The following is a 12,427-nucleotide window of genomic DNA, read 5'->3' on the forward strand; positions in this document are numbered from 1 at the left end:
CGCTCCCGCCTACGTCAACCACAACCGGGCTACGGGTGTTCCGCCGCCGGGGCGGTGTTCGAACCGAGCCGCGCGGCGACGGCGGAGAAGTCGGCGCTGTGCCAGCGCTCGGGGCGCATCCGGATGGCGATGTCGGCGGTCAGCTGTTCGGCGGTGGCGGCGAGGTAGGCGCGGGCGGTGGCGGTCGGCATGTATCGGTGGGCCATGGCGGCGCGCTCGGCGGGGTCGAGCCGGTCCTCGATCGCGACCACCGGGCCCTCGACGCTCACGTAGCGGCAGGGCGGCTCCTCCTGCTGGGCGCAGAGGGCGAAGCGGCCCGCGGCGGTGATCCGCCGGGTCTTGGCGGAGTCGCGGCCGGTCAGGACGGTGAGCACACCGCCGGGGCGGTAGGAGTACCAGATCGGGACGGCCAGCAGGCCGGCGCCGGGTTCGGCGCCCGCGCCGCCGACGGCGAGCACGCCGACGTGCGGGGCGGCCAGAAAGCTCTCGCGGTCGGCGACGCTCATGGTGAAGGGCACGGCTCGGGCCTCCCGGGGGTGCGGAAGCCCGCGCGGTGGTCGCGCGGGCATTCCTTGATGCGTACCCGCACGATAGCCGCGCCGAACGCCTGCCGGAGGCCCCGGCGGGGGGCGGGCCCGGTGGTGTCGGGGGAGAGGCCCCCCACTACCACCGGGCCCGGGGCCGGGCCGGTCGGCCGCCGCTCACGACCGGGCGCCGCTCAGAGCGCCAGCGGCTTGATCGCCGTCGGGGCGTGCTCCGGCAGGGTGGCGACCTCCTCGAACTCGGTCACGTTGCTCATGTCGACGGTCCGGCTCATCGAGATGTTGGTGATGCGCTCCAGGATGGCCTCGACCACGACCGGGACGCTGTGCTCGGCGGCGAGCTTCTTGGCCTCCTCGAACGCGGCGGCCAGCTCGTTCGGGTCGGTGACGCGGATCGCCTTGACGCCGAGGCCCTCGGCGACCTTGACGTGGTCGACGCCGTAGACGCCGAGCTCCGGGGCGTTGATGTTCTCGAACTCCAGGTTGACCTGGAAGTTGATGTCCAGCCCGATCTGCGCCTGGCGGATCAGGCCGAGGTAGGCGTTGTTCACGAGCACGTGGATGTAGGGGACCTTGTGCTGGGCGGCGACCGCCAGCTCCTCGATCATGAACTGGAAGTCGTAGTCGCCCGAGAGCGCGACGATCGGGGTCCCGGGGTCGGCGGTGGCGGCGCCGATCGCGGCCGGGATGGTCCAGCCGAGCGGGCCGGCCTGGCCGCAGTTGATCCAGTTGCGCGGCTTGTAGACGTGCAGCATCTGCGCGCCGGCGATCTGGGAGAGGCCGATGGTGGTGACGTAGCGGGTCTCCGGGCCGAAGGCCTTGTTCATCTCCTCGTAGACGCGCTGCGGCTTCATCGGGATGTTGTCGAAGTGCGTGCGGCGCAGCAGGGTGGCCTTGCGCTCCTGGGCGGAGGCGGCCCAGGAGCCGAAGTCCGGCAGCCGGCCCGCGGCCTTGAGGTCCTTGGCGACCTCGATGAACAGCTCCAGCGCGGCCTTGGCGTCGGAGGCGATGCCGTAGTCCGGGGCGAAGATCTTGCCGATCTGGGTGGGCTCGATGTCGACGTGGACGAACTTGCGGCCCTTGGTGTACGCCTCCAGGTTGTACCCGGTGTGGCGGTTGGCCCAGCGGTTGCCGATGCCGAGGACGAAGTCCGACTCCAGGAAGGTCGCGTTGCCGTAGCGGTGCGAGGTCTGGACGCCGACCATGCCGGCGCTCAGCTCGTGGTCGTCGGGGATGGTGCCCCAGCCCATCAGGGTGGAGATGACCGGGACGCCGGTCAGCTCGGCGAACTCGACCAGGAGGTCGGAGGCGTCGGCGTTGATGATGCCGCCGCCGGAGACGATCAGCGGGCGCTCGGACTCCAGCAGGAACTGGAGCGCCTTCTCGGCCTGGGCCCGGCTGGCGCGGGGCTTGTAGACCGGCAGCGGCTGGTAGGTGTCCGGGTCGAACTCGATCTCGGTCAGCTGGACGTCGATCGGCAGGTCGATCAGGACCGGGCCGGGACGGCCGGAGCGCATCAGGTGGAAGGCCTGCTGGAAGACGCCGGGGACCTGCGCGGCCTCCAGCACGGTGGTCGCCGCCTTGGTGACCGGCTTGGCGATCGAGGCGATGTCGACGGCCTGGAAGTCCTCCTTGTGCAGCTTGGAGACCGGTGCCTGGCCGGTGATGCACAGGATCGGGATCGAGTCGGCGATCGCCGAGTAGAGGCCGGTGATCATGTCGGTGCCGGCCGGGCCGGAGGTGCCGATGCAGACACCGATGTTGCCGGCCTTGGCGCGGGTGTAGCCCTCCGCCATGTGGGAGGCGCCCTCGACGTGCCGGGCCAGCGTGTGCCTGATCTCACCGGAGGCCTTGAGGGCGGCGTAGAAGGGGTTGATCGCTGCGCCCGGCACGCCGAACGCGACCTCAACGCCTTCGAGCTTGAGGATCTCCACCGCCGCGCGGGCGGCTGTCATACGAGGCATCGGGTTTCTCCTGCGTCGGCCCGCAGTGGGTCGGAGGGCTCATCTCCAGAATTCCACCATACGGAAGAACGGTTTCTGTATGTGGAAACAAAGTAAGGCGAGGCCTGTCGGGGCGTCAAGGGGACTTTCAACAGAATGTGGAAGCCTGGCGCGCCGGGCGGCGGTCGGGGAAACCGCAGGTGGCGGGCGGCGCGCAGGGCGTCCCGTCAGGCTGCCACGGCCGGCGGGGGCGGACCACCGCCGCTTCCTCCAGCTCTGCGGGGCGTTCCGGGCCCGGTCGTCGTCGTTTGCTGCAAGCGGGTCGGCCCTGCCGTGGGTACCCGGCGGGGTGGTGCTGCCTCGGATGCCCGGCGGGGCGGCCCGGCCCCGCCCCGCGCGCTGTCGTGCGTATTCGGACGTCTTCTCGACCGGCGAACTGCCGTACCCGTCGAAGGGCCCGATCCGGGCCGGGATGCGGGGCCGGTGTGAGGTACGGGTGAAGGGATGGTGAGCGAGGTCGGCCTGTGCCCGGGTGCTGGGTACCGTCGGTGCCACGCCGGGCCCGTCATGGTTTCCATGTTCAACGAGGGCTGCGGCAGGGGGATCCGGGATCGACCGGGGAGCGGGGGAGCTCCGGCCGTCGCGTCCCGTCCAGGACCAGCGTGCCCGGTCCGCCCGCACCCGATCGAGGGACGAGCCCCCTGACCGCACCCGCCCCGCCGCCGTCAGCCACCGCGACCCACCGCGACAACCAGCGGCCACCCGGGCCGCCGCCGCACCGTCCCTTCGCCCGCACCGTCACCGCCCGCGCCGTGCGCCTGATCGCGCGGTGCGGCTGACCGGACCGTGCGGCCCACCGCGCCGTGCCCAGCAACAGCGCGCCCGCCGCGGCGGGTGCGCGGAAGGAGCGCACCCATGGACCACCCCGCCCGCTGTCTCCCCCGCCCGCCCCTGCGCACCCCGGCGGTGGCCCGGTGAGCCGCCCCAGCAACAGCCCGCCCGGAGGCCCGCGCGAGAACGCCCCGCCGGGCCGCGGCCCCCTCCGCGCGCTGCGCGCCGTCCCCTGGCGGTACGACCTGCCGGCCTCGCTGGTGGTCTTCCTGGTCGCGCTGCCGCTCTGCGTCGGGGTCGCCGTAGCCTCCGGCGTCCCGGCCGAGCTGGGGCTGGTCACCGGGATCGTCGGCGGCCTGGTGGTCGGCGCCCTGCCCGGCAGCAGCCTCCAGGTCAGCGGCCCCGCCGCCGGACTGACCGTGCTGGTCTACGAGGCCGTGCAGGAGTTCGGCGCGGGCGCCCTCGGCATCCTCGTCCTCGCCACCGGTCTGCTCCAACTCGCCATGGGCGCCTTACGGTTGGGCCGCTGGTTCCGGGCCATGTCGGCCTCCGTGGTGCACGGCATGCTGGCCGGGATCGGCCTGACCCTGCTGTTCGGCCAGCTGTACGCGCTCGCCGACCGCAAGGCGCCCGCCACCGGGCCCGAGAAGATCGCCGGGCTGCCCGCGCTGCTGCGCGACGCCGCCACCGGCGCCGCCGCCCCGGCCGCCGTGGGCGTCGGCATCGCCACCCTGCTGCTGCTGGTGCTCTGGACGTACCTGCCGCCCAGGGTCGCCCGGGCGGTGCCCGCGCCGCTGGCCGCCGTCGGCATCGCGGCCGCCGTCACGGCCGTCGCCGACCTGCCGGTGGCCCGGGTCCGGGTGTCCGGCCTGCTGGACGTGGTCGCCCTGCCCGACCGCGACGCGCTCGGCGCGCTGGCCGGCGCGGCGGGCCTCGGCACCATCCTCGCCTTCACGCTGATCGCCTCCGCCGAGACCCTGTTCAGCGCGGCGGCCGTCGACCGGATGCACCACGGACCGCGCACCGACTACGACCGCGAGCTGACCGCCCAGGGCGTCGGCAACACGCTCTGCGGGCTGCTCGGCGCGCTGCCGATGACGGCGGTGATCGTCCGCAGTGCCGCCAACGTCCAGGCGGGCGCCCGCACCAAGACCTCGCGCACCCTGCACGGGGCCTGGCTGCTGCTGTTCACCGCGCTGCTGCCCGGCGCGCTCGGGCTGATCCCGCTGACGGCGCTGGCCGCCGTGCTGGTGCACGCGGGCGCCAAGCTCGTCCCGGTCCGGCGGATCGCCGGCCTCTGCCGCGAGCACCGGGGGGAGGCGGTGGTGCTCGGGGTGACGGCGGTCGCCATCATCACCACCGACCTGTTCGAGGGCGTGCTGATCGGGATCGGCCTGGCCGTCGTCAAGTCGGCCTGGCAGACCTCGCACCTGCAGATCGCCGTGGAGGAGGCCCCGGCGCACGAGGGCGACGGGGTGCTGCGGGTGCGGCTGAGCGGCAACGCGACCTTCCTGCGGCTGCCCCGGCTCCTCGACGCGCTGGAGCGGCTCCCGGCCGACCGCCCGGTCGAGTTGGACCGGTCGGGGCTGCGCCACCTGGACCACGCCTGCACCGTCGCCCTCGCCTCCTGGGCCGCGCAGCACCGGGCCCGCAGCACCGCGCCGCTGGCGGTCGAGCCGCCGCTGCCGACGGTGGTGTGAGGGCCTTCGGCGCGGTTTCGCGCGGCACTAGCCTGGGCTCGGCCCCGGTTCCGGGGCCTCGGGCACGCCCGAGCAGGGCGATGGAGTGAGGAGCGACGGAGTCGTGATCGCAGCGTTTTCGGTCACCCCGCTGGGGATCGGTGAGGATGTCGGGGAGGCGGTCGCCGCCGCCGTCCGGGTGGTCCGGGCGAGTGGGCTGCCCAACCGCACGGATGCGATGTTCACCAGCATCGAGGGGGAGTGGGACGAGGTGATGCCGGTGATCCGGGAGGCGATCGAGGCGGTGAAGGCCTACGGCAACCGGGTCAGCACGGTGATCAAGATCGACGACCGGGCCGGGGTGACGGACGGGCTCACCGCCAAGGTGGCCACGGTCGAGCGTCACCTCGCCGAGGGCTGAAACGGGTCGGGGCGGGCCGGTGGACCGGCCCGCCCCGGTTGCTGCACCCGGTTCGGTCAGCGCGTCGGGGCCGGCTGCGAGGCGCGCTCGGCGCTCCCCGGCTGCCCGGTCAGGCCGGTGCCGGCGCGCCGGGGCAGCAGCCGCTCCAGCGCGAACGGCCCCGGGCCGAGCGCCGCGATGGCCAGGAACGCGAAGCTGAACATGGCCGAGGCCTCGCCGCCGTTCTGAATCGGCATCAGCGCGTGCTCCTGGTGCACGGAGAAGTACGCGTACGCCATCGAGCCGGAGCAGAGCAGCGCGGCGGTCCGGGTACCGAGGCCGACCAGGACGAGGATGCCGCCGACGAGTTGGATCAGGGCGGCCCACCACCCGGGCCACTCGCCGACCGGGACGGAGCCGCCGCCCTTGGCGCCGCCGAGTACGCCGAACAGCGAGGCGACTCCGTGGCAGGCGAAGAGCAGGCCGACGACGACCCGAAAGACCGTCAGGATCACTGGGCGGGCGGTGTCGACCGCCGGAATGGGGCGTGCTGGCATGGGGGAAGCGCCTCCTGTGGGGGGAACGGGCGAGAGGGGGCGAGGGTGGGGAGTAAGGGTAGCCTTACTCCAGGTTGGTTGACAATACTCCGTCAGATGAATCGCCCCCGAAGTGGTCGGCGCGGTCGGGGTGGCGCGGGTCGATTCGGGGTCGGCCCCGGGGTGATCCGGAGCGGGCCTTCTTTTCTTGACCGATCGATCTAGATAGGGCTAGGGTTCAGGACATGGCACGGACCAAGGAATTCGACCCCGACGCGGCGCTCCAGTCGGCTCTTGAGCTGTTCTGGCAGCGCGGCTACGAGGCGACCTCGATGGCCGACCTGGTCGACGGGCTCGGGATCGCCCGTGCCAGCATCTACGCGACCTTCGGCAACAAGCACGAGCTGTACCTGCGGGCGCTGGAGCGCTACGCCGAGCAGTCCAACCCGGTGCTGCTGGCCGAGCTCTCGCAGCCGGGACCGGTCCTGCCGGCCGTCCGCGCGCTGGTCCGCCGCTACGCGCGGGAGGCCGCCGAGGACGGGTTGAAGCGCGGCTGCTTCATCACCAACACCGCCGTCGAACTGGCCCCGCACGACCGGGACTCGGCCCGCCGGGTGGAGGCGAGCCTGGGGCACCTGGAGGCGGTGCTCACCGCGGCCCTGGTCCGCGCCGAGGCGCAGGGCGAGCTGCCGGACGGGCGCGACCCGCGGGCGCTGGCCCGGATGCTGCTGGTGTTGATGCAGGGTCTGCGGGTGATCGGCAAGACCGACGAGGGTGCGGTCCGGGTGCGCGACGCCGCGGAGCAGGCGCTCGCACTGCTGGACTGAGGATTCGCGGGGGCTGTGGCGGTGCCTTCTGCTGTCTCAATACTGGACCGAACGGTCAATATAGTAAGGGGGTGGGTTCCATGGCTTTACGTCCAGGCTTCGCACTGCTCGGCGGCGTCCAGGCGACGCTGATCTTCACGATCATGATCCTGTCCGTCCCGCTGCCCCTGGTCGCCCGGGAGTTCGGGCTCGGCCCGTCCGGCGTGCTGCTGCTCAGCGCCGCCTACGGACTCTCCTTCAGCTCCCTGCTGCTGCTCGGTGGCAGGCTCGCCGACCGCCACGGCGGGCGCCGCGTCCTGCGGGTCGGCCTCGCCCTGCTCGCGGCGGCCTCGGTGGCCGCGGCCGCCGCTCCCGACTTCCCCGTCCTGCTCGCCACCCGCTTCGCACAGGGGATCGGCGCCGCGCTCGCCGCCCCGGCCGCAGTCGCGGTGGTCCGCGCACTGCACCCCCAAGTCGCCGACTACCGAAGGGCGATGGCGGCCTGGGGAGGACTCTCGGTGCTCGGCGCCACCGGCGGCAACCTGCTCTCCGGCGTGGTCACCACCTGGGTCTCGTGGCGCTGGCTGTTCGCCGTGCCGGTGCTGGTCGCCCTCGCGGGGCTCGCCCTGGCCGGACGCTGGCTCCCACGGGCCGAGCCGCCCGTCGAGCCGTCCGTCGAGCCGCCCGTCGAGCCACCGGCCGAGGCGCCGTCCGAGGCGCCGTCCGAGGCGCCGCCCGGAGCGCGGCCCGGCCGCACCCGGCCCGGTCTCGACCTGCGCGGCGCCGTTCTCGCCACCACCGGTATCTGCGCGGCCAGTTACGGCCTGGTCAGCTACGGGGAGCACCGCTGGAGCGATCCCGTCGTCCTCGGACCGCTCGCCGCCGGCCTCGCCCTGCTGCTCGCCTTCGCGGCCGCCGAGCGCCGGACCGCCGACCCGCTGCTGCCGCCCGGCTTCCTCGCCGACCGGCGCAGGGCCGCCGCCCTGGCCGCCGTCATGGCGACCGCCGCCGGCACCGCACTGACCTTCCTCCTGCTCGCCCTTTACCTCCAACAGGTGCGCGGCTGGAGCGTGTTGGCCACCTCGGCCGCCTTCCTGCCGTACGCCGCGGCACTGCTCCTGGCCGGTCGGGCCGCCGGACGGCTGGCCGCCCGCTACGGCGCCGCCGCCGTCACCACCGGGGGCCTGCTGCTCGCGGCGGCCGGCCTGGCCCTGCTCGCCGGCCTCGGACCCGACACCCCCTACACGACCGGGCTGCTCCCCGGCCTGCTCCTGCTGCCCGCCGGGGCCGGACCGGCCTTCGCCGGCTCGGCGGTCCTCGCCACCGCCGGTGTACCGGTGCAGCGCACGGGCCTGGCGGCGGGCGTGCTGAACACCGCCATGGAGCTCGGCCCCACCACCGGCCTGGCCGCCCTGATGGCGCTCGCGGCGACCCGCCCGACCGTGGTCGGCGGCTACGCCACCGCCTTCGCGGCGGCCTCCGCAGGGCTGGCCCTCACCGCCGCGGCCGTGGCCGCGGCGTCCCGAACCACCCGACACCCGCAGATCATCCACACCAAGGAGTACTCCGCATGAGCACGCGTTTCGCCGACAAGTCCGTCCTGGTCACCGGCGGCGGCACCGGCATCGGCCGGGCGATCGCCCTCGCCTTCGCCCGGGAGGGCGCCCGGGTCGCGGTCGCCGGCCGCACCGGGGGCCCGCTCGCCGAGACGGTCGCACTCATCGAGGCCGAGGGCGGCAAGGCCGTCGCCCTGGTCGCCGACGTGTCCAAGGGCCAGGACGCCGCCCGGCTGGTGCGGGAGGCTGTCGAGGCCTTCGGCGGCCTGGACGTCGCCGTCAACAACGCCGGCATCCTCGGCAACCCCGCGCCGATCGCGGACCTCGACGAGGAGGACTGGCAGCGGGTACTCGACATCAACGTCACCGGCACCTTCCTCGCGATGAAGCACCAGATCGCCCACATGCGGGCCAACGGCGGCGGCGCCATCGTCAACCTCTCCTCCAACCTCGGCACCCACATGCGCCTGTCCGGTCTCGGTGCCTACGCCGTCAGCAAGGCGGCCGTCGCCACCCTGACCCGCAGCGCCGCCCGCGACCACATCGGCGAGGGCGTCCGCATCAACTCCGTCAGCCCGGGTCCGGTGGAGACGACGATGTCCACCCGCCCCGGCGAGAACGCCGCCGAGAAGGCCGACCGCATGAAGTCCGGCGTCCCCGTCGGCCGCGCCGGGGCCCCCGAGGAGATCGCCGCAGCCGTCCTCCACCTGGCCTCGCCCGAGGCGGCCTTCACCGTCGGCGCCGACCTCGTCCTCGACGGCGGCATCACCGCCTGACCGCGCCGGGACCCGCTCACCGCGCAGACACTCCCTGACCGCGCAGGCACTCCCTGTCCGCGCAGGCACTCCCTGTCCGCGCAGGCACCCCTGAACGGCTGACCGCCCCACCACCGGTCAGCCGTTCAGGCGCGCCCCGGGGGAGCGTCTCCCGCCCGGAGCCTCGTCCCCAGGTAGCCGTCGAGCGCGGCCGCACCCGACAGCATCGCCAGGCCCCGGGCCGTCAGCCGCTCGCGCCACTCCTCCAGCGTCGCCTGCAGCGGCTCCGGGCCGCCCGCCGACCGCACCCGCTCCAGCACCCGGGCGATCTGCTCCAGCCCGTGCCCGCCCCGCCGCAGCTGGTGGGCGAGCAGCACGTCGCGCACGTCGGCGGAGGTGTAGACGCGGTAGCCGGTGCGCGGGTCACGGCGGGGCGTGACCAGCCCGGCCCGCTCCCACTTGCGCAGCGTCGCCGGCCGAATGCCCAGCCGGTGCGCCAGCGGTCCGATGAACGTCCCACCCGGCTCCGGCCCGCGCGGCGGCGCCAGGTCGCCCAGCGCCGCCGCCACGGCGTCCAACGTCCGCCGGTCGTCGGCCAGTTGGACGTGGCTCTCGTCGATCAACCGCAGCGCCTGCTCGACCGCGGCGCCGTTCACGGCCCGCATCACCGCCCCCGCGGTCGCATGGCCGTGGGCGGGGACCAGCGCCAGGAACGTCCGCAACGCCGCCGCATGGCGCGGGGCGTAGACGCGGTAGCCGTGCGGCGTGCGCTCGGCCGGCGGCAGGATCCCCGCCTCCTCGTAGTTGCGCACCGCCTGGGTGGACAGGCCGTGCTCGCGCGCCAGATCGATGGGTCGCAACCGCATGTGAAGGTTCGTCCTCGCCGACAGCCGGAAATGGCGCCAAAGTTTACACCGAAGGTTCAACGATACGGTTGAATCCATGACGGCCTCGATCCGGGACGCCGCCCGCCCGTTCAGCGGCGGCGCCCTCACCGCGCTCCTGTCCCCTGACACCCTCCTGCTCGGCCTCGGCGAGCCCACCCACGGCGTCGAAGCCTTCCCCGAGCTGCGCAACGAGCTCTTCCGCCACCTCGTCGAACACGAGGGCTACCGCTCGATCGCCCTTGAGACCGACTGCCTCTCGGCCCTGGTCGCCGACGCGTACGTGGCCGACGGCACCGGGACCCTCGACGACGCGGCGGGCCGGGGCTTCAGCCACGGGTTCGGCGCCTCACCCGCCAACCGCGAACTCCTGCGCTGGATGCGCGCCCACAACGAGCAGCGCCCCCGGCACGAGCGGCTCCGCTTCCACGGCTTCGACGGCCCCCTGGAGACGACCGGCGCCGCGAGCCCCCGCCCGGCCCTGACCGCCCTGCACGCCTACCTCGCCGACCACCTGGACCCGGCCTGGAGCCGCGAGACCCTTGACGACCTGCTCGGCCCCGACGAGCGCTGGACCGACCCGGCCGCCCTCACGGACCCCGCCCGGTCCGTCGGCCGCACCCCCGAGGCCGCCCAACTGCGCCTGGCCGCCGACGATCTGGGCGTGCTGCTCACCCTGCACGCCCCGCACCTGGTGGCCGTCACGTCCGCCGAGGAGCACTGGCGCGCCGGTCTGCACGCCCGCACCGCCACCGGACTCCTGCGCTACCACGCAGGCCTGGCCGACACCGCGCCCACCCGCGTCAGCACCCTGATGGGCCTGCGCGACGCGATGATGGCCGACAACCTGGACGCCGTCGTCCGCCGCGAGGCCCGCCGTGGGCCCGTCCTCGCCTTCGCCCACAACCGCCACCTGCAGCGCGACCGGAGCCAGGTGCGGTTCGCCGGCCAGCTGCTGCAGTGGTGGAGCGCGGGCGCCGTCATCGGCACCCGCCTCGGCGACCGGTACGCCTTCGCCGCCACCACCTTCGGCACCCGCGGCTCCGACATCCCCCCTCCCGACACCCTCGAAGGCCTCCTGTCGACCCTGCCGCACGCCCGCGCCGTCCTCGACCCGGGTCGGCTCGCCGCGGCCCTCGACCGGAAGCCGGCACCCCGCGTCCCGGCCGACCACACCTACTTCTCCCTCGACCCGGCCACCACCGACCGGACCGACGCCATCCTCTTCGTCCGGGACATCTGAGCCGGCCCTTGGGCCCCCGGGGCGTCACGGCGGCGGCCGGTGCGGCCGGGGTGGCCGGAGCGTCATCGCGGCGGCCGAGGAGGAACCGGGCGCGACCCGTCAGCGCCGCCGGAGGGCGTTGAGCCGGGCGGCCTGGCGCGTCAGGTGGTCGCGCTCGGCGAGGTCGGGTGCCTTGTGAGCCGCCTGCGCGTACAGCCGTGCGGCCGTCGCCAGGTCGCCGTCGCGCTCGTGGAGGTACGCCGCCACCGCCGTGTGGCGGGGCAGCGACTCGTCCAGCGCCGCGAGCGCCGCCAGACCGGCGCGCGGACCGTCGGCCTCGCCGACCGCCACCGCCCGGTTGAGCCGGACGACCGGACTGTCGGTCAGGCGCGCGAGCTCGTCGTACCACTCGACGATCTGCACCCAGTCGGTCTCCTCGGCGGTGGGCGCGTCGGCGTGCAGCGCCGCGATGGCGGCCTGGGCCTGGAACTCGCCCAGCCGGTCGCGGGCGAGGGCCGTCTGGAGGATCCCGACGCCCTCGGCGATCGACCCGGTGTCCCAGCGGCCGCGGTCCTGCTCGGCGAGCGGCACCAGGCTGCCGTCGGGCGCGGTCCGGCTGGCGCGCCGGGCCTGGTGGAGCAGCATGAGGGCGAGCAGCCCCGCCACCTCGGGGTGGTCGATCGCGGCCGCGAGCTGCCGGGTGAGCCGGATCGCCTCGGCGGCGAGGTCGACGTCGCCGGAGTAGCCCTCGTTGAAGACCAGGTAGAGGACGCGCAGCACGGTGGCGACGTCGCCGGGCCGGTCGAGGCGCACGCCGGAGACGGTGCGCTTGGCCCGGCTGATCCGCTGGGCCATGGTCGCCTCTGGCACCAGGTAGGCCCGGGCGATCTGGCGGGTGGTCAGCCCGCCCACGGCGCGCAGCGTGAGCGCGACCGCGGACGAGGGCGTCAGCGACGGGTGGGCGCACAGGAAGTAGAGCTGGAGCGTGTCGTCCGCCGCGGGCGCGGGCCCGGACGCCGGCTCGTCGTCGACGAGGTCCTCACGCCGGCGGCGGGCGGTGTCCGCCCTGGTCGCGTCGAGGAACTTGCGCCAGGCGACGGTGATCAGCCAGCCCTTGGGGTCGCGCGGCGGGTCGGCCGGCCAGAGCCGGACCGCCTCGACCAGCGCGTCCTGCACGGCGTCCTCGGCCGCCGCGAAGTCGGCTCCGCGGCGGACGAGGATCCCGAGCACGCTCGGGGTGAGGCTCCGGAGCAGGACCTCGTTCACCTGGGAG

The 12,427-nt window shown here is 74.4% G+C and carries 11 protein-coding genes; 6 read left to right on the top strand and 5 right to left on the bottom strand.

The features are described 5' to 3' along the window. Nucleotides 1-29 precede the first annotated feature (29 nt). Together ACFVVX_RS23570 and gcl are read right to left on the bottom strand one after the other, a co-directional pair. Complete coding sequence (locus tag ACFVVX_RS23570) at nucleotides 30-518, bottom strand: pyridoxamine 5'-phosphate oxidase family protein (RefSeq protein WP_387948564.1); 489 nt, start codon at nucleotides 516-518, stop codon at nucleotides 30-32. Nucleotides 519-718: 200 nt separating this feature from the next. Continuing rightward, complete coding sequence (gene gcl, locus ACFVVX_RS23575) at nucleotides 719-2,497, bottom strand: glyoxylate carboligase (RefSeq protein WP_387948677.1); 1,779 nt, start codon at nucleotides 2,495-2,497, stop codon at nucleotides 719-721. 1,037 nt (nucleotides 2,498-3,534) lie between these two features. Between gcl and ACFVVX_RS23580 the strand changes: the two genes are divergently transcribed. Beyond that, the gene (locus ACFVVX_RS23580; protein ID WP_387948678.1) at nucleotides 3,535-5,016 is read left to right on the top strand and encodes a SulP family inorganic anion transporter; all 1,482 of its coding nucleotides are present in this window, start codon (nucleotides 3,535-3,537) and stop codon (nucleotides 5,014-5,016) included. Nucleotides 5,017-5,119: 103 nt separating this feature from the next. Further along, nucleotides 5,120-5,416 carry an MTH1187 family thiamine-binding protein gene (locus ACFVVX_RS23585; RefSeq protein WP_387948565.1) on the top strand — a complete coding sequence of 99 codons (297 nt, stop codon included), beginning with the start codon at nucleotides 5,120-5,122 and terminating at the stop codon, nucleotides 5,414-5,416. A gap of 56 nt (nucleotides 5,417-5,472) precedes the next feature. On the opposite strand, the gene ACFVVX_RS23590 is transcribed toward ACFVVX_RS23585, so the two are convergent. After that, nucleotides 5,473-5,952 (bottom strand): DoxX family protein, encoded by a 480-nt coding sequence (locus ACFVVX_RS23590; RefSeq protein WP_387948566.1) that lies wholly within the window; start codon nucleotides 5,950-5,952, stop codon nucleotides 5,473-5,475. Between the two features lie 224 nt (nucleotides 5,953-6,176). Here ACFVVX_RS23590 and ACFVVX_RS23595 point away from each other — a divergent pair, with 224 nt between their 5' ends. The 3 genes from ACFVVX_RS23595 to ACFVVX_RS23605 all read left to right on the top strand — a co-directional run bounded on the left by ACFVVX_RS23595 (nucleotide 6,177) and on the right by ACFVVX_RS23605 (nucleotide 9,069). Then, a complete protein-coding gene (locus tag ACFVVX_RS23595) occupies nucleotides 6,177-6,758 on the top strand; it encodes a TetR/AcrR family transcriptional regulator (protein WP_387948567.1) in 582 nt (193 codons plus the stop codon). Nucleotides 6,759-6,838: 80 nt separating this feature from the next. Continuing rightward, entirely contained in the window at nucleotides 6,839-8,311 is a 1,473-nt protein-coding gene (locus ACFVVX_RS23600; protein ID WP_387948568.1) for an MFS transporter, read from the top strand. Further along, nucleotides 8,308-9,069, top strand: coding sequence for an SDR family NAD(P)-dependent oxidoreductase (locus ACFVVX_RS23605; protein WP_387948569.1), 762 nt, complete (start codon nucleotides 8,308-8,310; stop codon nucleotides 9,067-9,069). Before ACFVVX_RS23600 ends, ACFVVX_RS23605 begins: the two co-directional genes overlap by 4 nt. 125 nt (nucleotides 9,070-9,194) lie before the next feature. Here the strand turns inward: ACFVVX_RS23605 and ACFVVX_RS23610 are convergent, their stop codons facing one another. Beyond that, entirely contained in the window at nucleotides 9,195-9,914 is a 720-nt protein-coding gene (locus tag ACFVVX_RS23610) for a TioE family transcriptional regulator (RefSeq protein WP_387948570.1), read from the bottom strand. Nucleotides 9,915-9,990: 76 nt separating this feature from the next. On the opposite strand from ACFVVX_RS23610, the gene ACFVVX_RS23615 reads away from it, so the two are divergent. Beyond that, entirely contained in the window at nucleotides 9,991-11,175 is a 1,185-nt protein-coding gene (locus tag ACFVVX_RS23615; protein ID WP_387948571.1) for an erythromycin esterase family protein, read from the top strand. 99 nt (nucleotides 11,176-11,274) lie between these two features. Here the strand turns inward: ACFVVX_RS23615 and ACFVVX_RS23620 are convergent, their stop codons facing one another. Further along, nucleotides 11,275-12,420: an RNA polymerase sigma factor gene (locus ACFVVX_RS23620; RefSeq protein WP_387948679.1), complete on the bottom strand. Its 1,146-nt coding sequence runs from the start codon at nucleotides 12,418-12,420 to the stop codon at nucleotides 11,275-11,277. Between the last annotated feature and the right edge of the window lie 7 nt (nucleotides 12,421-12,427).

The organism is Kitasatospora sp. NPDC058170, from assembly GCF_042883905.1.
Lineage (GTDB): Bacteria > Actinomycetota > Actinomycetes > Streptomycetales > Streptomycetaceae > Kitasatospora.